We start from the raw sequence: 18,034 nt of genomic DNA on the forward strand, positions 1-18,034 counted from the left end.
GCGGGACGCATGCCTGAAGAGGGCCTGGCCGACGCTTTCGGCGTCACCGAAGAGGCGCGCGCGAAGATCAACCTGGCCCTGCATGTGACGGGCCAGCGGCCGGACGGTTATCATCTGCTCGATATGCTGGTGACCTTCGCAGAGCATGGCGACCGGCTGGGTTTCCTGCCCGCACAGGCCGACGCCTTCACCCTGTCAGGCCGTTTCGGCGGCGCGCTTGCCGAAGATGGCGGCACCAACCTCGTGCTGAGGGCGCGTGATCTCCTGCGCGAGACGGTCGGAGCCCTCGCCTTCCCTGTGCATATCCACCTCCAGAAGAATTTGCCGATCGCCTCCGGCATCGGCGGCGGCTCGGCCGACGCAGCTGCGACCTTGCGGGGGCTGATGCGCCTCTGGGGCACGAGGTTGCCCGAGGACGCGCTTGCTATGCTGGCGCTGAAGCTCGGCGCCGACGTGCCGATGTGCATGGAAAGCCGGCCGCTGATTGCCCGCGGCATCGGCGAAAAGATCGAACCGGTGCCCGATCTGCCGGCCTTTGCCATGGTGCTTGCCAATCCGCTGAAGGGCGTGTCGACGCCCGAAGTTTTCCGCCGGTTGGCGACAAAGGACAATCCGGCCTTGAGCCTGGCTCCGCGCGTGCCCGGGACTGCCGACTGGCTCGCGGCGATCGGTGCCGCCCGCAACGATCTGGAACCGCCGGCGCGTGAGCTTGTGGCGGAGATATCGGCGATCTCGGCGATGCTGCAGGCCAGCGGCGCGCTGTTGACCCGCATGTCCGGCTCCGGCGCCACCTGCTTCGGCATCTTTACCACCATGACTGCTGCCGAAGATGCGGCCGCGGCTCTTCACGGCGCGCGGCCCGACTGGTATTTCCAGGCGACGGAAACGGTTTCGGGAGGCATGTGATGGCAGCTCTGGACGAAAAGCGGCCCTTCATCGCGGTCGGTATTGCGGTTCTCACGATCTCGGACACGCGCACGCCGGAGACGGACAAGTCAGGCGACACGTTGGCGGCGCGGATCACCGAAGCGGGCCACCGGCTGGTCGACCGTGGCATCGTGCCCGATGATCGCACGGAGATTGCCTCCCGGGTAAAGGCCTGGATTGACAGCAAAGACATAGACGTCGTCATCACCACGGGTGGTACCGGCTTTACCGGCCGCGACGTGACGCCCGAGGCGCTGGAGCCTTTGTTCGAAAAGCGGATGGACGGCTTTTCCGCCATCTTCCACCGGATCTCCTACGAGAAGATCGGCACGGCGACGATCCAGTCGCGCGCCACGGCAGGCGTTGCCAATGCCACCTTCATCTTCGCACTGCCGGGTTCGCCCGGCGCCTGCCGGGATGCCTGGGACGGCATTCTGAAAGGCCAACTCGACTACCGCAGCATGCCGTGCAATTTCGTCGAGATCATGCCGCGGCTGGACGAGCACCTGAAACGCGGCGCGACGAAGTAGACTGCCTGCAAGAGCGGCATTCCTATGTGGCCAGGCCCGGCAGGACGGGCATGGTATCCCAGCTATCACCCGACAGCAGAATGCAGCTTACGCCGTGAACATCCGTGACGATGAGGGTCCAGGTGCCGCTTTCGGCGGCATAGACCTCAAGAATGGCGTTCTGGTTGATCAGTCCGACTGCCGTGAGCTTTTCGGCGAAGTTCTTGTCCAGGAAATTGACGATTTCGGGTCGGCCTGCGCAACTGCGCATCATCTGCGATGCTGCCGAATGCGGATGCGCGATCACCAATATCGGCAATATGACGGCCAGCAGGCCGTAGATCATACCGCGTGTCATGACGCACCTCCTTTCGCCGGGTACCCGGCAGAAGAGGAGATTGTCGCTGACCTGTTCTGCCGTTCACCGGCATTCCATGGCCATTCCGTTGCGAAGCGCGGCGCTTCGACGGCGCCATGTTTGAATTATAGCGCGAAATCCTATTGGGCGCCATCTTTTGCGCGAGCGGTGGGAGGGGATCGCGGCAGCTACCGTGCGGCGCGGGCGACCCAGGACGGAATGAGCTCGCTCGCCAGCCGCCGCGGTTTCTGGCCCTTGACGAATTCGGCAAGCCGCATGCCGCTTTTGGCGGTGGCGAGTGCCAGCTTTTTCGGCACCAGGAAACCGAGTTCCAGCGGCGGTACGGCCCGGCCGACACGCTGGAAGAACGGGCGGCGATAGCCCCTCGACGCAGTGAAGCGCGCCGGCAGCTTGTTCAGCGCCACATATTCGGCGATCTCATCGATCCAGCCCGCCTGCGGTCTGGCGCCCGGCTCGACAAAGAGCAGCCATTCGCCGCGCGCCGAGCGGACGATATCCTTGATATCCCATTGCGAATGGAAGCGGCAGCCGGCAGCGTCGGCCACCCGTGAGGTGCCGTCGCGAGAGCCGTGATCGAGCACGATCACATCGCTCACCAGCCCCTCCACTGCGCCTGCCACCAAGACCGATAAAGTCTGCGCCAGTTCAGATTCCTGATCCTGACATTCGAGAACAACCGTCAACATTGACTGTTTATAATGCGCCGCACAAATTTTTGCCAGCGCCGTTTTCCTTATTTTGTTCTTGCATTGTTCTCATTTTGCCGATAGGAATTTAATCAGCAAAACGGGCGGAGGCGATGGCTTTCCGCCACGGGAGAATCCGATGAGAGAGCAGTCCCTGGCAGGGCAGGCCGCATTCGCGCCTGCCAATACGGCAGATATTGCCGATGCGATGATCGTTTCCTCGGGTCTAAGGGTCGAGGTCGATCGGCGGCGCGGGCGTGGGGCGGGATTGAACCCGACGGGGCGGTTCGAAGCGCTGCAGCGGGAGACCTTCGACGATGGCTGGCAGACATGGGAAGAACTGCCGCCGTTCAAGACGGAAGTGCAGGTCGAGAAGCCGCGCACGGCCATCACCCGCAACGAATCGCCGGATATTTCCTTCGACCGTTCGATCAATCCCTATCGCGGCTGCGAACATGGCTGCATCTATTGTTTCGCCCGGCCGACGCATGCCTATATGGGGCTTTCCGCAGGGCTCGATTTCGAGACGAAGCTGTTTGCCAAGCCCGATGCGGCAAAGTTGCTGGAGCGGGAGCTCGCCAAACCCGGCTACAAGGTGCGGGTGATCGCCATCGGCACCAATACCGACCCCTATCAGCCGATCGAAAAGGAATGGCGCATCATGCGCGGCATCCTCGAGGTCTTGAACAAGGCAAACCATCCAGTCTCGATCGTCACCAAATCGGCGATGATCCTGCGTGATCTCGACATTCTGCGGGAGATGGCAAGCAAGAACCTGGTGCGCGTTGGCATCTCCGTGACCACGCTGGATCGCAAGCTTGCCCGGACGATGGAGCCGCGGGCCGCAACACCGCCGCGGCGGCTGGAGACGATCCACACCCTTGCCGAAGCCGGCATCCAGACGGCTGTGATGGCCGCCCCGCTGATCCCGGCGCTGAACGATCACGAGTTGGAGCGCATTCTCGAATCGGCCAAGGCTGCCGGCGCCGCCGAGGCGAGCTATGTCATCCTCAGGCTGCCGCTCGAGGTCAGCCCGCTGTTTCGTGATTGGCTGCTGCAACATTACCCCGATCGTTACCGGCATGTGATGTCGCTGGTGCGCTCGATGCGCGGCGGCAAGGATTACGATGCCGAATTCGGCAAGCGGATGAAGGGCGCCGGTCCCTATGCCTGGCAGATCGCCAGGCGATTTGAGATGGCAGCCCGGCGTTTCGGCCTGACGCGACGCAGCGTGCCGCTGCGCGACGACCTGTTCGTGCCGCCCGACGGCAGCGGCGTCCAGCTGTCGCTTCTTTGACCTTTTGTTTTACGCAGTTCAGGCAAACCGCTTCGCGCTTTGCCGGGAACTGCTCTCTGGCCTTTACGCAATTCCGAACGGAAAACCGCTTCGCACTTTTCCTGGAATTGCTTGTAGCTTGCGCATCGGCTTCTCGATAGAACCGCCCTGTCTTCGAGCCCCGAGCGCAATTCCCGCGGATGGCCTTGACCGCCACCATCCGCCGGACCGGTCCCCGGCCGCCGCCCTGATCCGGGGACTTGCGGGAAATCGGGTTGGCGTGCGAGGTTCAGCCGCATGAAACCTCGCACGCCACCCGATTCTCCCCTGCTTTTCGACACGGCTCCGCTCGTGCCGGATTTCAAACTCGAGCTCAAAGCCCGCAGGGCCGGCCACTGGCCGGTTGCCGGCGCCGACGAGGCAGGCCGCGGGCCGCTGGCCGGGCCTGTGGTCGCCGCTGCCGTCATCCTCGATCCCAAACGCATCCCCGAGGGTCTGAACGATTCCAAGCAGCTTTCGGCGCAACGGCGCGAGGAACTGTTCGCGCAGATTCTGGCGACCGCGACCGTCTCCATCGCCTCCTCCAGCTCGACGCGCATCGACGAGACCGATATCCGCAAGGCTAGCCTCGACGCCATGCGCCGCGCCATCTGCAGCCTCGCCATTCCGGCAAGCTACGTGCTGACCGACGGGCTCGACGTGCCGCCCGGCCTCGATTGCCCCGGACAGGCGGTGGTCAAGGGCGATGCCCGCTCGGTCTCGATCGCCGCGGCCTCGATCGTCGCCAAGGTGACGCGCGACCGGATGATGGCACGCGCGCATCATGTGTTTCCGGATTACGGCTTTGCCGCGCATGTGGGCTACGGCACCGCACAGCACCGCGCCGGCATCGAAAAACACGGCCCCTGCTCCCTGCACCGGATGAGCTTCCGGCCGTTGCGCAAGGTCGAGGATGGTCCCGAGATGGATCAGCTTATTTCCGAGTAGGAACGGAGAGGTCGCGGCATGGTCCCTTCGCCCCGTTTACGGCGGTCCGAAGGATGGGACGAGACCAGCGGCTCGCCCCAGCACAAGGCCGAGTCATCAACAAAGAAAAGGCCGGGACATGCCCGGCCTTCGCTCTCAATCTTTTCGATACAGCTCAGTTGAGCCGCGTCTTGACCTGGCTGACGGCATTGCCGAAGAGCTCGGACTGAACCTTGGCATCGGCCTGCTTGGCAAGCACGGTTTCGGCGGCCGCGATTGCGAGATCGACGGCAGCGGAACGCACCGCCTTCATCGCCTCGGCCTCGGCCTGCTTGATCTTCTGCTCGGAAAGCGCCGTGCGGTTGGCGACGAATTCTTCCGTCTTCTTCTTCGCCTCAGTGGTCAGCATTTCGGCTTCGCGCTCAGCGGCGGCAACGATGTGGGCCGCTTCGGCTTCCGCTTCCTTGCGCTTGCGCTGGTATTCGGCGAGCAGGTGCTGGGCCTCTTCGCGCAGACGCTTGGCTTCGGCCAATTCGTTGCGGATCTGGTCGGCGCGGTCGTCGAGCGACCGTGCCATCATGCCCGGAACCTTCAGGTAAACGACCAGCGCCAGGAAGAGGACGAGGCCGACAAAGGCGAAGAAAGTTGCGTCAAAGGCAAATTCCATCGATCAAGCCTCCTTCTTGGCAGCTGCGACGGCAGCAGCGACATCGGCCTTGGCGACGGTGCCGCCGATCAACTGATCGACCACGGCAGCCGCGGTTTCCTCGGCAATGGTGCCGACGTCGGCGAAGGCCTTGGCCTTGATCTCGCCAATACGAACTTCGGCAGCCTTGATCTTTTCCGACAGGCTCGCCTCGACAGCGCGGCGATCCTCTTCGGCTTTGGCCTTGGCGGCGTCGCGTGCGGCAGAGCCGATCGCGTTGGACTTGGCGCGCGCAGCGGCCAGTTCACCTTCATAGGTCCGGACGGCGGCGTCGGCTTCCGCCTTCAGGCGGCCTGCTTCTTCCAGATCCTGGGAAATGCGCGTGTGACGCTGATCGAGGATGGCCCCGATGCGCGGCGCGATGACCTTTTGCATGAGCAAATAGAAGACGCCGAACGTGATCACCAGCCAGAGCAGCTGGGATGCGAAGGTCGTCGAATCGAAAGGCGGGAAAGGGCCGCGGGCGTGTTCGCCTTCGGCAACACCAGTCTCGGTATGGACCTCGCCTGCGGCCGGAGCGGCATGCGCATCCGTACCCGTCGCTGCCGCCGGTGCTTCCTCAGCGTAAGCCGGGGTCACAAAAAACATGCTCACCTCCAGGTGGACTGCAAATGCAAAGGATCACGGCTTGCGGTCGCAGGCCGTGATCCATCTATTCGCCGATATCAGACGGCGAAGAGGAGGAGGAGAGCGACGAGCAGCGAGAAGATGCCCAGAGCTTCCGTAACGGCGAAGCCGAATACCAGACGGCCGAACTGGCTGTCAGCGGCAGACGGATTGCGCAGTGCGCCGGAGAGGTAGCTGCCGAAGATATTGCCGAGGCCGAGAGCCGTACCGGCCATACCAAAGCAAGCCAGGCCTGCACCGATGTACTTTGCTGCTTCCGCTTCCATGTTGAACTCCTTTGAAATGGTTGTTGCGGCGAATGACTGACGCCCTTTGACGTCGATGTCGTTATCCTTAGTGCCCGCCCGGATGGATTGCGTCGTTGAGGTACATGCAAGTCAGCACCGCAAAGACGTAAGCCTGGAGGAAGGCGACGAGGAACTCGAGACCGGTCAGGGCGACGGTCATGATGAGGGGAAGAACGGCTCCGCCGACACCGACAGCACCGAGGGCTCCAAGCGAGGCGACGAAGCCTGCGAACACCTTCAGCGTGATGTGACCGGCGAGCATGTTCGCAAAAAGACGAACAGAGAGTGAAATCGGACGGGACAGGAACGAAATGATTTCGATCGTGACAACAAGCGGCAGCAGAACGCCCGGTACGCCCGACGGCACGAAGACATTCAGGAAGTGGAAGCCGTGCTTATAGAAGCCGTAGACGAGAACCGTGCCGATAACCAGGAGCGCGAGCGCGAAGGTGACGATGATCTGGCTGGTGACCGTGAAGAAATACGGGAACATGCCGAGCAGGTTCGCCGTCAGGACGAAGGTGAAGAGCGAAAAGACCAGCGGGAAGAACTTCATTCCCTGCTTGCCCGCGCCTTCCTTCAGCATGTTGGCGATGAACTCATAGGACATTTCCGCGACCGACTGCGAACGACCCGGCACGATGGCGCGGTTCGAGGTCGCGAAATAGAGGAAGCCTACGGCAACGGCAGCAGAAGCGGCCATGAAGAGCGATGCATTGGTGAACGAAAAATCAATTCCGCCGATTTCGATCGGCACAATCTTCTGGATCAGGAACTGATGAGTCGGATCGTTAGACACCGCTTGTTCTCTCTCTTTGGCCCGCAGAACGCGGGGTCATTGCACTGGACCGGAACCGGTCCTTATTTCTTGTCGCCCTTGTCGTCCAGGGGATGGGCCACCACCCCCGCAGAACGCAGCACGTTCAGAACGCCGGCACAAAATCCGAGAAGCAGAAGAACAATCAAACCCCAAGGCGCCGTGCCAACAAAACGGTCGAGGAGATAGCCAAGCAGAGCACCGACGACGATTGCGGAAATGAACTCGCTGGAAAGCTTCATCGCCTGGGCATAACCTTTGCGGCTTACCTCGGCGCGGGCTTCCCTAGCCTCGTCCTCTCCCGTCTCGACGCCCTTGGTCGCGAGTTTCGCTCCCAATTGCGCACGGCGCTTTTCAAGACTTTCCTCGCGGTCGTCCGCCATGGATCTCTCCTCGTCTGCCCGTCGCCCGCACTCCCGCTACCCCGGTCATTCGGACCCCGGACACGAAGGTTGAGACCCTTCCGGCCCGTTCTGAAGTCGCGCGCAACATAGTTTTAGGGATTGGTATAGTCAAGGCGTAGACAGCTTCTGTCCAGCGAGAAAATAAATTCGTCAAATCAAAGAGATAGGCCAATTTAAGGCCGATCGCTTAAATTCGATGGAAAGAATCCGCTTTAAAGCCCCGCAAATCGCCTTGCCCAGGCGATTTATCTCAGCTCCAGCCGCCGCCATAGGTGCGATAGAAGACGTGAAGACCGATGCGACCGACCTTTTCCATGGTCCTTGCCCATTTCGGCCTGACATAGACGGCATGGTAGTGCGTCGCCGAGCCCACTTGCGGCAGCCAGATCTTGCCTGCCGTCACCGCCATCGCCACATCGCGGGCGACTCGCCAATGATATTCCGAGTTCACCCTGTCCTTGATGGCGTCGCAGGCGAAGGAAAACTGGCAGCGGTTGCGCCAATCCTCGTTCTGATAGACGACGCCGCAGATGGTCTTGGGATAGGAAGGATTGCGGACGCGGTTGAGGATGACCTGGGCGACGGCCGCCTGGCCCTTCACCGATTCCCCCCGCGCCTCGAAATAGATGCCGGAGGCAAGGCATTGCTGTTCGCGGGCGGAAAAGACGCTCGGCGCCAGCACGCTTGCGGCCCAGGCATGATCGCGCGGGCCAATCTCCGGAACGAAGCGGCCGCTATCCTGCTCGGTCAGGATGGAATCGAACGGCGACTGGCGGGAATAGTCGGGTGCCGGCGGTGCATAGGCGGTGGCGAGCACATCGGCCTTGTTGCTGGTGACGAGGCTTGCGAGCATTGCCGGCACGCCATTGTCGGTCACGACAGGCTGCTTCTTATAGAAAGAAGTGGCGATCTCGATTTCCTTGCCCTGGATTTTCGGCTTGACGAAGGCCGACCTGTCCTTGAGGTCGAAGCTCGGGGTGAAGAGCATCTTGGTGCGCTCGAGAATGGAGCCGGCGGAAAAGTCCTTCGGCGGCTGCATCTTCTCGACGGCAACGACACGGCCCTTCTTGGTGGAGCGGTTGACGCGATCTTCGTCCGGCGTGTCCTCGTGACCCTTGTCTTTGGCGGTAAAGGCGACCTTGCGACCATCGGGCAGCACCATGCCGGCGCCGGCGGAAATCGAACCGGTCACCATCGGCTCGGCGAAAGCGAGTTCGGCCTGGTGGATGGAGCCGGCCGGCGAATTGGTCAGCACCATGCGCCAGTTCTCGCCTTGATGATCGAGGCCGGCCAGCATGGCGGCGAGATCGGCATGGGATGCGACGCTCGGGAAAATCAGCCAGCCGGCAAGACCGAAGATGACCGGAGACACCCAGTTCTCGGGAAAAAGACGCAGCTTGCTACGGGAAGGGCTCTTTCGACGCAACACGAACTCCGGGCATGGAACGCGGGAACATTCCATTAAAAATCCCGCATTAACCTTGACGTCCGGTTAACGGACCGTGCCGGAATGTGACTGTGAGCACGTTTGGATGTTCTAATGTGTTGGAAAAGTCCCCTCCCCACAGGGGCGGGGGACTAGCCGACCACGATCGCTTTGCCCGCGATCATCTCGTCGTTTGCCGAGCTGGAGTTTTGGGAGATGCGGAGCAACAGGTTAAGCCCCTCCCCCCTCGTGGGGCGGGGTCTTTGCCCCCCGTGTCAAATAATGACGTGCGAGCCCAGTTCCACCACGCGGTTGGCCGGCAGGCGGAAGTAGTCCGAGGGGTTGGCGGCGGCATTGGCGAGCGCGATGTAGAGCCGGTCCTGCCAGTAGGGCATGCCCGACTTGGCGTCCGGCACCAGCTTGCGGCGGCCGAGATAGAAGGAGGTCGACATGATGTCGAACTTCAGCCCGGTCTTGCGCAGCGTCGCCAAGGCCTGCGAGACGTTCTGCGATTCCATGAAGCCGAAGAGCAGTTCGACGCGGGAGAAGCGCGGAGAAATCTGCTCGACCTTATAGCGGTCCTGGCTCGGCACACGCGGCTTGTTGACCGTGCGGATCGTCAGGATGACGTTGCGGTCGTGAAGCACATGATTGTGCTTGAGATTGTGCAGCAGGGCGGCGGGGGCTGATTCCGGATCGCTGGTCAGGAAGATCGCGGTGCCCGGCACCTGGGCCGGCGAATGTTCGCTCTTGCGCTCGATCGAGCTGACGAAGGAGGCAAGCGGGATATCGGTGTGGCGGGTCTTTTCCATCAGGATCGCGGTGCCGCGGCGCCAGGTCCACATGACGACGGTAAAGGCGGTGGCGATCATGATCGGGATGTAGCCGCCGTCATGGATCTTCAAGAGGTTGGCGCCGAGGAAGATCAATTCGAGCACGACCAGCGGCGCGAGCGCGATCACCGCAACCGGCAGCGACCAGTTCCAGCGGGCGCGGACGAATTCGAAGGCCATGATCGAGGTCACGACCATGGCGCCGGTAACGGAGATGCCGTAGGCGGTCGCCAGCGCGTCCGACGTCTTGAAACTCAGGACCAGGAAGATGACGCCGATGAACAGCACGGCATTGACCGAAGGCACGAAGATCTGCCCGGTATTGGTTTCCGAGGTGAAGAGAATTTCCATGCGCGGCAGAAAGCCGAGGTTGATGCCCTGGCGCACCATCGAGAAAGCGCCTGTGATGACCGCCTGGCTGGCGATGATCGTCGCGGCGGTCGCCAGGATGACGACCGGCAACAGCGCCCATTTCGGGTACATCAGGTAGAAGGGATCGGACATCGTCGCCGGATTGCCGAGGACGAGCGCGCCCTGCCCGAGATAATTCAGCGTCAGCGCCGGGAAGACCAGCAGGAACCAGGCCCACTGGATCGGGCGGCGGCCGAAATGGCCGAGATCGGCATAGAGCGCCTCGGCGCCCGTCACCGTCAGGAAGACGGCGCCGAGCACGACGACGCCGTAGAAGCCTTCATGCAGCAGGAAGCTGACCGCATAATAAGGATTGAAGGCGGCAAGAATGCCGTAATCATCCGAGATATGGGAAATGCCGGCGGCAGCCATGACGAGGAACCAGACGGCGGTAATCGGCCCGAAGAACCTCGCAACGGCGCCGGTGCCGCGCGATTGCACGACGAAGAGCAGCGCCAGGATCACCACCGAGATCGGCACGATATATTCCGCAAGGCTGGGGGTGACGAGCTTCAGACCCTCGACGGCCGACAGCACGGATAGAGCCGGCGTGATCATCGCATCGCCGAGGAAGAGGGCAGCCCCCATCAGGCCGAGCAGCATCAGGATGGCGGTATGGCCGTTGGCGGTCTTCATCAGAAGGGCGAGCAGCGACAGCGTGCCGCCCTCGCCGTCATTGTCGGCGCGCAGCAGGAAGAGCACATATTTGATGGTGACGATGATCGTCAGCGCCCAGATCATCAGCGAAATCAGGCTGATGACCTCGAAACGGGTGACGCCGTCATGGGCCACCGGCTTCAGCGCCTCACGAAAGGCATAGAGCGGACTGGTGCCGATATCGCCGTAGACGACGCCGACGGAACCCAGCGCCAGATAGAACAGCTTTCGCGGCGTCATATGGGATTCGTTCGGATGGCTCTCTTCGGACATGAAGTTGCAACAGGCTCCTCAGAGCCAGCCTTTCCAGCGGAAAAAGAAAAAGGGGATGACGGCTGAGATCACCATCAGGGCCAGCGAATAGGGATAACCCGCGACCCAGGTCAGCTCCGGCATGACCTGAAAATTCATGCCATAGATGGAGGCGACCAATGTCGGCGGCAAGAACACCACCGAGGCAATCGAGAAAATCTTGATGATCGAGTTCTGCTCGATGTTGATCAGCCCGAGCGAGGCGTCGAGCAGGAAAGTAATGTTGGCGGCGACGAAGGAAGCATGCTCCGACAGCGACTGGATATCGCGCGAAACGGTGCGGCAGAGCTCCTTTGTCTCGCGATCCTGCTGGATTGCCGGGATCGTGTGAAAGAAGGTCAGCAGGCGGGACAGCGAACCGAGGCTGTCGCGCACCTTGCTGATCATCCGGTGATGGCCGGCGATATCCCTGAGCTTCTCCTCGAGATAGTTCGAAGGTTTGCGCACCTTCCTTGCCCGATCACCGAAGACATGCATCGACAGGATGTCAATGCGCGAGACGGAGATCTCGAGGATCTCGGCGGTGCGGTCGACGATCGTCTCCAGCAGCTTGGCGAGAAGAGCAGCGCCACTGCGCCAGTTTTCCGGCAGCCGGTGAAGGGCGGCAATGAACAGCGCAAAGGATTTGGGATGGGCATAACGGATGGTGACCAGGCGGTTTCCGGCCAGGATGAAGGCGACATCGGTCAGCGTCGGCGCGTCGGTATCAGCCTTCCAGAGCAGCGAAGCGGTCATGAAAACGGCGTCGTTTTCGACATAGAGCCGGGCGGAAGGCTCGATATCCTTGAGATCATCGCGGGTCGGGACCTCGATGCCGAGAATCTTCTCGACATAGAGCTCCTCGTCGCGGGTCGGCTCGATCATGTCGATCCACACGACATCCTCGGGAAAGGATGCGGCATGCGACAGATCGCGGATCTCGACCGACCTGCAATTGGAACAGTAAGCGGTGATCACCGGCAGCCTCTCCGATGCTCACGGCGCTTCGCGGCCAATGCACTTTTCATCGAAAGCCTTTCCATGCGATCGCCAACGCGGCAGCGCGACGGTCGCTTGTCCTCGGTCGAAGCGGAAGCGGATCAAGAAAGTTCATACGACTCCGGCTGCATCCGACCTCAAAGGCCGGCATGCGCATTGTGCTCCACCGCATCGCAGTTACCAATCCTTCGATCGACAAGACAACTCCGAACTCGCAGGCGGGCCACATCCTTCGGAATGAAGACGGCCGTCATTGAGCATCTGCAGCAAACGCCATCATGGCGCCGCGGCATATGAAGCAAAGCCATGAAATAATCAAGACATCTTCCGTGAAGCGCGGCTTTTCACCACGTTTCACCCACAATTTGGGGTATTCGCGACGGTGATTCGGCACCCGAAAGCGCATCGCATCGAATTTAAATCATGCAATGCATTATTCGAAGACGATCGCCGGCGCCGGGCGCTGCGGCTGGCCGCCGAGCTGCTCCCAGACCTTGGCGGCGATGCCGCGATAGATGCCGGCGACGACGCCGTTCGGCTCGGAGGCGACGAGCGGCGTGCCGGCGTCGGAGGTCTCGCGGATGTTCATCGTCAACGGCACTTCACCGAGGAAGGGCACGCCGATACGTTCGGCCTCCTTGCGGGCGCCGCCATGGCCGAAGATGTCGTAGCGGGTGCCGGTGTCCGGGGCGATAAAATAGCTCATATTCTCGACGATGCCGAGCACCGGCACTTCGACCTTGCGGAACATGTTGAGGCCCTTGCGGGCATCGATCAGCGCGAGATCCTGCGGCGTCGAGACGATGACGGCGCCGGCAAGCGGCACCTGCTGGGCCATGGTCAGCTGCGCGTCGCCGGTGCCGGGCGGCATGTCGACGACGAGCACGTCGAGCTCACCCCAGGCGACTTCACGCAGCATCTGCAGCAGCGCCGACTGGACCATCGGCCCGCGCCAGATCATCGCCGTCTCCTCGTCGACGAGGAAGCCCATCGACATGACCTTGAGGCCATAATTCTCCATGGGATTGATGATGCGGCCGTCGATCTGTGTCGGGCGGCCGGATATCTTCAAGAGCCGCGGCATCGAGGGACCATAGATGTCGGCATCGAGAATGCCGACGCGAAGACCGTTGGCCAGCAGCCCGAGCGCCAGGTTGACGGCGGTGGTCGACTTGCCGACCCCACCCTTGCCCGAGGCGACGGCGATGATGGCGCCGATGCCCGGCACACCGATCTTGCCGGCGCGCGGCGGCTGTTGCGGCGCATGCGCATGGTGATCGTGGCCGGCATGACCGTGCGGCGGGTTGGGCGCAGGGCGGGCAGCGGGAGCAGCAGTGGCGGCCTTCTTGTCCGCGGTCAGGGCGACGAGGGCGCCCTTGACGCCGGGCATTTCCTTGATGACGCGCTCGGCGGCGAGCCGCATCGGCTCCAGCTCCTGGGCGCGATCGGCCGGAACGGTGATGGAGAAATAAACCTTGCCGTCGGAGATGAAGACGTCGGAGACCATGCCGAGCTCGACAATATCGTGCTCGAGATCCGGTCCGCGCACGGTCTTCAGCGTTTCGAGAACCTGTTCCTTGGTGACGTCGGTCATTCCACCCTCATTGCTGCTTCTTGCAGACGGCAGCGCCGCGCGTCTTTCAAGACGCGCAAGGAACGCTGTCGCACTTTGAATTGCATGACGTCAGCCTAAATCCATGCCGATTTAAGGCTGACATCATGCAGTAGAGATAGTGGAGACGGAGGCCTTCGCCAAACAAAATCATCGGGAGGACAATCGATGGCCGACGCGCCCAAAGGGGCGGGAGAATTGTCAATCCGTTGCGGCCATCAAGTCCGCCGGGCTTTCGCCCTGATGGCCGCAACGGTCTCCCCGAGAACCGGCGCAATGCGGGGCGAACTAGAGCAAGCCGGAAAAAAGGCCAGCAAAAAATGCCGAAGACAGGCCAGGTCACCAGCAGCTGCGAAAGAAGCGGTGCCAAAACGCAACAACCGCCGCCGACACCGAAGGGCCGGGAGAAAGCGGCATCGGCGTCGGGCAGCGGTGTGTCGGCCGCGCCATTTCCTGGCGCTGGCTCAGTCCCCTCTGGACCTTTGACAAAAGAGAAGCAGAAAGCGTGCCAGATGAAAAATCGGCGAAAAACAGCGCCAAAGCGCCTGCGGCAGGCACTCAGCGGGATAGATATGCCTAAGCGCTGGGCGGCTGCGAAAGCACGCGGTTGTTTTTTGCAACTTATTTGATCAGGCCGATGCGCAGCGCCTTGGCGACCGCCTGGGTGCGATTAACTGTGTCGAGCTTCTTGGTGGCGCGGTTGAGGTAGTGATTGACCGTGTGCTCGGACAGCGTGAGGATTTCGGCGATTTCGGCGCTGGTCTTGCCGGCCGCCGTCCAGTTGAGGCAATCGATCTCGCGGTCGGTCAGCGTGTCGGTGATGCGCGTATCGAGGTTGCGGATCTCGGCGAGCCTGTCGAAGACATGGATGGCGATATAGCAGAGTTCGCGCATCTCGGCCGGGCTGAAGGGTTCGCGGTCGCCGGCGAAAGAGACGGCGCCGCGCAGGCCGGAGGGCTCATGCGTCGGAAAATAGGCGCCGCGCATCATCTTGAAACGCTCGAACAGGGAGACGACGAGGATGGACTTGCCGTCGTCCCGCGACCAGTTCTGGCGCGACATGTCGTAGAAGAAGGGTCGCGCCGATGTTCTCAAGCGCCTCAGAACCGGGCTGTTCACCATCAGGCCTTCCTGGTCGTAAAGCGCCAGAAGCTCGGCCGGCCAACTGGTGATGACCGTGCTGCCCTGAAGATCGAAGGAAGTGACGGGCGGCAGGTTGAGAACCATGAAGGCCCGGCTGCGATAGGCTTCGGTCACACGCTTCATGAAACGGAAAATATCGAACTGGGTCTTCAGTCCGGCTATTTCCTGAACATGATCGTCTTCTTCCGGGGATGCTTGCGACAAGGGTGCCATCACATTTCTTCATCTTCGGCACAGCGGCCGGCAAACCGTTTGCGAAACCTGCCCGCCATGGGTGTTTCGATTGCATAGGGAATGATGATCGCTTGGGATCACATGGGATCGGCTTTGGCGTTTAGCGTTCGGCCGTTGAATGGTTGTAGATTTCGCTGACCGTTCTAGTTGTGGTGATTCGCCAGCAAATCTCAATATCGCGCTCACCATAAGCATGCTCTGCTATCGCGTCCAGCGGCGGGCGGACTGCGATTTTTTCCGTCAGCGGCGCGGCCCCAGACGGACGCGCATGCCTTCCATGATCCTCCCAGCTGCCAGCTGAACCGGAACGGCCCATTGGCGCAGAAGTTCCATCGACAGGCGATAGGCCGGGCCGGTGATCGAAACGCCCCCAATAAAAGTCCGATCCTCCGACCAGACGGGTGCGGCAACGCAACGGATGCCGGCCTCGTGCTCCTCACGGTCGAAGGCAAAGCCCTGATCGGCAATTTCGCGGATTTCTTCCAGCAGCGTTTCGGCCGAGACATGGGTCGATGCGGTAAAGCTGGTGAAGCTCAGGCCGGCGATGAGATCGCCGAGGCTCTCGGCCGGCAGCAGCGACAGGGCCGCCTTGCCGACGCCGGTGCAGTAACAGGGCGAGGCATTGCCGATCTGCGAATACATGCGCACCGGCTGCCTGCCTTCGACCTTGTCGAGATAGATGATCGACTGGCCTCTCAGAACACCGAGATGCACCGTCTCGCCGGTCGCCTGCTGCAGATCGGCGAGGTGCGGCTCGGCAATCAGGCGAAATTCGTTGCGCGCCCAGCTGCGCGCGGCGAAATCGAGCAGGCGCAGGCCCGGCGCATAACGGCCGTCGCCATCGAGTTCGAGCAGGCCTTCCTCCACCAGGTGACTCAGCTGGCGATGCAGCGTGCCACGCGGCTGGCCGGCAAGAGCCAGGATATCGGTGAAACGCAGCGGCGCATCGGCATGGGTGACGAGATCGAGCAGAACCATCAGTTTGCCGAGCGTGCCGGTTTCGTGTGACTGTGCTGGCCGGTCGCCGTTTGAATTCATCGCCTCGTCCACCTCTTGACAGAGAGGCCAGTGTAATTCGATAATTCCATATAGTCAAATTAGGTTCCAAATAATGGAACAGCGATAAGATCGGGAGGCGCCGCTGGCGATGACAGTGACCATGATGCCAACAGCACAATTTCCCGAGTTCAAGGACCGAGCCGTGCTCGTCACCGGCGGCGGATCGGGCATCGGCGCTGCGATCGTCGAAGGTTTCGCGCGCCAGGGCGCCAAGGTGTCGTTCATCGATATCGCCGAGACCGCAGGCCGCGAGCTCGCCGAAAGGCTGTCGCGCGAGACGGCGCATCCGGTTTCCTTTCACCATGCCGACCTGCGCGACATCGAGCAGATCCGGCGCACGGTCGATACCGTCGTTGCGCGGTCCGGACCGATCCGCGTGCTGGTCAACAATGCCGCCTGGGACGACCGCCATGAATTCGACGCGGTGACCGAAGCCTATTGGGACAACAACCAGGCAGTGAACCTCAGGCATGTGTTCTTTACCTCGCAGGCAGTCGTGCCGTCGATGCGGACGGCCGGCGGCGGGGCGATCATCAATATGTCGTCAATCGCCTTCAAGCTGAACATGGGCGGCTTTCCCGCCTATGCGGCGGCCAAGGCTGCAGTCGTCGGGCTGACGAAGAGCATGGCGGGCAGGCTCGGGCCGGAGAATATCCGCGTCAACTGCATCCTGCCCGGCATGGTCGTCACCGAGCGGCAGATGCAGCTCTGGCTCACCGAGGAGAGCATTGCGAGTTCGGTCGAGGACCAGTGCCTGAAAGTCGCACTCAAGCCCGATGCGATCGTCGGTCCCTGCCTGTTTCTTGCATCCGACTGCGCGGCGGCGATGACCGCCCAGTCCCTGATTGTCGATGGAGGCGTTCTGTAATGGCAAATCCCGCTTATGTCGCGGTGGACTGGGGCACCAGCAGCTTCCGGCTCTGGCTGATCGACCGGGACGGCACCGTCCGTGCCGAACGCCGCAGCGGCGAAGGTATGACGAGCGCCGCAAAGACCGGCTTTTCCACCGTGCTTGCCAGCCATCTCGCTGCCATCGAAGCGCCGGAAAACCTGCCGGTGATCGTCTGCGGCATGGCCGGCGCCAGGCAAGGCTGGGTCGAGGCCGGTTATATCGACGTGCCGGCGCCGCTCGCCGCGATCCTCACCGGGGCGGTCTCCGTGCCCGGCGAAAGCCGCGACATCCGCATCCTGCCGGGCCTTGCCCAGCGGGATATCGCCACACCCGACGTCATGCGCGGCGAGGAAACCCAGCTGCTCGGCGCGCTCGGCCGCGCAAGCTCCGGAGCGCAGGCGGTCTGCATGCCCGGCACGCATTCGAAATGGGTGCATGTGACGGACGGCAAAGTTACCGGCTTTTCGACCTTCATGACCGGCGAGCTTTTCGACGTCATCAGCAAACACACGATCCTGTCGCATGCGGTTGCGGGGGCGGAAGAGCAGCCGGCGGATGCGGCGGCCTTCGAGGCGGCGGTCTCGGCGGCTTTCGCGCGCCCGGCCCTTGCCTCCAACCTGCTGTTCACGGCCCGCTCGGGCCAGCTCCTGCACGGCATTTCAGCCGCTGCCGCGCAAGCCCGGCTTTCCGGCACGCTGATCGGCCTCGAAATCGCCGGGGCACTGCAGGATGCGGTCAACGGCACCGACATCACCCTCGTTGCCTCCGGGCGCCTGCAGGCGCTCTATGAACAGGCCTTCAAAACCCTCTCCCTTGCCTTCACCGCCATCGACGCCGACGCCGCCGTGCGCCGCGGGCTTTCGGCTGCCGCCGAAGCCATCTGGCCGAATTGA

Annotated in this window: 19 protein-coding genes; 6 read left to right on the forward strand and 13 right to left on the reverse strand. The window is 62.1% G+C overall.

The window, feature by feature from the left end:
* Positions 1-9: 9 nt before the first annotated feature.
* Positions 10-906, forward strand: a complete 897-nt coding sequence (locus ACMUVN_RS24635) for a 4-(cytidine 5'-diphospho)-2-C-methyl-D-erythritol kinase (RefSeq protein WP_063476430.1) — start codon at positions 10-12, stop codon at positions 904-906.
* Positions 906-1,457: a molybdenum cofactor biosynthesis protein B gene (gene moaB, locus ACMUVN_RS24640; RefSeq protein ID WP_063476429.1), complete on the forward strand. Its 552-nt coding sequence runs from the start codon at positions 906-908 to the stop codon at positions 1,455-1,457. Before ACMUVN_RS24635 ends, moaB begins: the two co-directional genes overlap by 1 nt.
* 22 nt (positions 1,458-1,479) lie before the next feature.
* Here the strand turns inward: moaB and ACMUVN_RS24645 are convergent, their stop codons facing one another.
* On the reverse strand, positions 1,480-1,794 hold the full coding sequence (locus tag ACMUVN_RS24645) for a hypothetical protein (protein WP_028756709.1): 315 nt from the start codon (positions 1,792-1,794) through the stop codon (positions 1,480-1,482).
* A 188-nt stretch (positions 1,795-1,982) separates the two neighbouring features.
* Entirely contained in the window at positions 1,983-2,501 is a 519-nt protein-coding gene (locus ACMUVN_RS24650; protein ID WP_047613840.1) for a glycosyltransferase family 2 protein, read from the reverse strand.
* Between the two features lie 139 nt (positions 2,502-2,640).
* Between ACMUVN_RS24650 and ACMUVN_RS24655 the strand changes: the two genes are divergently transcribed.
* Both ACMUVN_RS24655 and ACMUVN_RS24660 read left to right on the forward strand, forming a co-directional pair.
* Positions 2,641-3,798: a PA0069 family radical SAM protein gene (locus tag ACMUVN_RS24655; RefSeq protein WP_028756711.1), complete on the forward strand. Its 1,158-nt coding sequence runs from the start codon at positions 2,641-2,643 to the stop codon at positions 3,796-3,798.
* Between the two features lie 276 nt (positions 3,799-4,074).
* Positions 4,075-4,764, forward strand: coding sequence for a ribonuclease HII (locus ACMUVN_RS24660; protein WP_063476428.1), 690 nt, complete (start codon positions 4,075-4,077; stop codon positions 4,762-4,764).
* 154 nt (positions 4,765-4,918) lie between these two features.
* Here the strand turns inward: ACMUVN_RS24660 and ACMUVN_RS24665 are convergent, their stop codons facing one another.
* The 11 genes from ACMUVN_RS24665 to ACMUVN_RS24715 all read right to left on the reverse strand — a co-directional run bounded on the left by ACMUVN_RS24665 (position 4,919) and on the right by ACMUVN_RS24715 (position 16,228).
* A complete protein-coding gene (locus tag ACMUVN_RS24665; protein WP_028756713.1) occupies positions 4,919-5,410 on the reverse strand; it encodes a F0F1 ATP synthase subunit B in 492 nt (163 codons plus the stop codon).
* A gap of 3 nt (positions 5,411-5,413) precedes the next feature.
* Positions 5,414-6,037 (reverse strand): F0F1 ATP synthase subunit B, encoded by a 624-nt coding sequence (locus ACMUVN_RS24670; RefSeq protein ID WP_028756714.1) that lies wholly within the window; start codon positions 6,035-6,037, stop codon positions 5,414-5,416.
* A gap of 77 nt (positions 6,038-6,114) precedes the next feature.
* A complete protein-coding gene (locus tag ACMUVN_RS24675) occupies positions 6,115-6,342 on the reverse strand; it encodes a F0F1 ATP synthase subunit C (protein WP_003545854.1) in 228 nt (75 codons plus the stop codon).
* Between the two features lie 67 nt (positions 6,343-6,409).
* A complete protein-coding gene (locus tag ACMUVN_RS24680; RefSeq protein ID WP_018245007.1) occupies positions 6,410-7,162 on the reverse strand; it encodes a F0F1 ATP synthase subunit A in 753 nt (250 codons plus the stop codon).
* Positions 7,163-7,224: 62 nt separating this feature from the next.
* Positions 7,225-7,563, reverse strand: coding sequence for an AtpZ/AtpI family protein (locus ACMUVN_RS24685; protein ID WP_028756715.1), 339 nt, complete (start codon positions 7,561-7,563; stop codon positions 7,225-7,227).
* A gap of 271 nt (positions 7,564-7,834) precedes the next feature.
* Positions 7,835-9,046, reverse strand: a complete 1,212-nt coding sequence (locus ACMUVN_RS24690; RefSeq protein WP_127430542.1) for a cell wall hydrolase — start codon at positions 9,044-9,046, stop codon at positions 7,835-7,837.
* Between the two features lie 239 nt (positions 9,047-9,285).
* On the reverse strand, positions 9,286-11,184 hold the full coding sequence (locus ACMUVN_RS24695; RefSeq protein WP_047613836.1) for a potassium transporter Kup: 1,899 nt from the start codon (positions 11,182-11,184) through the stop codon (positions 9,286-9,288).
* 18 nt (positions 11,185-11,202) lie between these two features.
* Entirely contained in the window at positions 11,203-12,180 is a 978-nt protein-coding gene (locus tag ACMUVN_RS24700; protein WP_028756718.1) for a magnesium transporter CorA family protein, read from the reverse strand.
* Between the two features lie 454 nt (positions 12,181-12,634).
* A complete protein-coding gene (locus tag ACMUVN_RS24705) occupies positions 12,635-13,795 on the reverse strand; it encodes an Mrp/NBP35 family ATP-binding protein (RefSeq protein WP_028756719.1) in 1,161 nt (386 codons plus the stop codon).
* A 639-nt stretch (positions 13,796-14,434) separates the two neighbouring features.
* A complete protein-coding gene (locus tag ACMUVN_RS24710; protein ID WP_047613834.1) occupies positions 14,435-15,169 on the reverse strand; it encodes a LuxR family transcriptional regulator in 735 nt (244 codons plus the stop codon).
* Between the two features lie 261 nt (positions 15,170-15,430).
* Entirely contained in the window at positions 15,431-16,228 is a 798-nt protein-coding gene (locus ACMUVN_RS24715) for an IclR family transcriptional regulator (RefSeq protein ID WP_414815554.1), read from the reverse strand.
* A gap of 121 nt (positions 16,229-16,349) precedes the next feature.
* Between ACMUVN_RS24715 and ACMUVN_RS24720 the strand changes: the two genes are divergently transcribed.
* Both ACMUVN_RS24720 and ACMUVN_RS24725 read left to right on the forward strand, forming a co-directional pair.
* A complete protein-coding gene (locus tag ACMUVN_RS24720) occupies positions 16,350-17,117 on the forward strand; it encodes an SDR family NAD(P)-dependent oxidoreductase (protein ID WP_414815605.1) in 768 nt (255 codons plus the stop codon).
* The gene (locus tag ACMUVN_RS24725) at positions 17,117-18,034 is read left to right on the forward strand and encodes a 2-dehydro-3-deoxygalactonokinase (RefSeq protein ID WP_414815555.1); all 918 of its coding nucleotides are present in this window, start codon (positions 17,117-17,119) and stop codon (positions 18,032-18,034) included. The genes ACMUVN_RS24720 and ACMUVN_RS24725 overlap by 1 nt, the downstream gene beginning before the upstream one ends.

This window comes from Rhizobium sp. IY2 (genome assembly GCF_047532935.1).
Lineage (GTDB): Bacteria > Pseudomonadota > Alphaproteobacteria > Rhizobiales > Rhizobiaceae > Rhizobium > Rhizobium anhuiense.

What these genes read in the sequence shown, in the direction of transcription:
- ACMUVN_RS24635 (WP_063476430.1), top strand. Translation starts at nt 10, where the DNA reads ATGCCTGAAGAGGGCCTGGCCGACGCTTTCGGCGTCACCGAAGAGGCG.
- moaB (WP_063476429.1), top strand. Translation starts at nt 906, where the DNA reads ATGGCAGCTCTGGACGAAAAGCGGCCCTTCATCGCGGTCGGTATTGCG.
- ACMUVN_RS24645 (WP_028756709.1), bottom strand. Translation starts at nt 1,794, where the DNA reads ATGACACGCGGTATGATCTACGGCCTGCTGGCCGTCATATTGCCGATA.
- ACMUVN_RS24650 (WP_047613840.1), bottom strand. Translation starts at nt 2,501, where the DNA reads ATGTTGACGGTTGTTCTCGAATGTCAGGATCAGGAATCTGAACTGGCG.
- ACMUVN_RS24655 (WP_028756711.1), top strand. Translation starts at nt 2,641, where the DNA reads ATGAGAGAGCAGTCCCTGGCAGGGCAGGCCGCATTCGCGCCTGCCAAT.
- ACMUVN_RS24660 (WP_063476428.1), top strand. Translation starts at nt 4,075, where the DNA reads ATGAAACCTCGCACGCCACCCGATTCTCCCCTGCTTTTCGACACGGCT.
- ACMUVN_RS24665 (WP_028756713.1), bottom strand. Translation starts at nt 5,410, where the DNA reads ATGGAATTTGCCTTTGACGCAACTTTCTTCGCCTTTGTCGGCCTCGTC.
- ACMUVN_RS24670 (WP_028756714.1), bottom strand. Translation starts at nt 6,037, where the DNA reads ATGTTTTTTGTGACCCCGGCTTACGCTGAGGAAGCACCGGCGGCAGCG.
- ACMUVN_RS24675 (WP_003545854.1), bottom strand. Translation starts at nt 6,342, where the DNA reads ATGGAAGCGGAAGCAGCAAAGTACATCGGTGCAGGCCTGGCTTGCTTT.
- ACMUVN_RS24685 (WP_028756715.1), bottom strand. Translation starts at nt 7,563, where the DNA reads ATGGCGGACGACCGCGAGGAAAGTCTTGAAAAGCGCCGTGCGCAATTG.
- ACMUVN_RS24690 (WP_127430542.1), bottom strand. Translation starts at nt 9,046, where the DNA reads ATGGAATGTTCCCGCGTTCCATGCCCGGAGTTCGTGTTGCGTCGAAAG.
- ACMUVN_RS24695 (WP_047613836.1), bottom strand. Translation starts at nt 11,184, where the DNA reads ATGTCCGAAGAGAGCCATCCGAACGAATCCCATATGACGCCGCGAAAG.
- ACMUVN_RS24705 (WP_028756719.1), bottom strand. Translation starts at nt 13,795, where the DNA reads ATGACCGACGTCACCAAGGAACAGGTTCTCGAAACGCTGAAGACCGTG.
- ACMUVN_RS24710 (WP_047613834.1), bottom strand. Translation starts at nt 15,169, where the DNA reads ATGGCACCCTTGTCGCAAGCATCCCCGGAAGAAGACGATCATGTTCAG.
- ACMUVN_RS24715 (WP_414815554.1), bottom strand. Translation starts at nt 16,228, where the DNA reads ATGAATTCAAACGGCGACCGGCCAGCACAGTCACACGAAACCGGCACG.
- ACMUVN_RS24720 (WP_414815605.1), top strand. Translation starts at nt 16,350, where the DNA reads ATGATGCCAACAGCACAATTTCCCGAGTTCAAGGACCGAGCCGTGCTC.
- ACMUVN_RS24725 (WP_414815555.1), top strand. Translation starts at nt 17,117, where the DNA reads ATGGCAAATCCCGCTTATGTCGCGGTGGACTGGGGCACCAGCAGCTTC.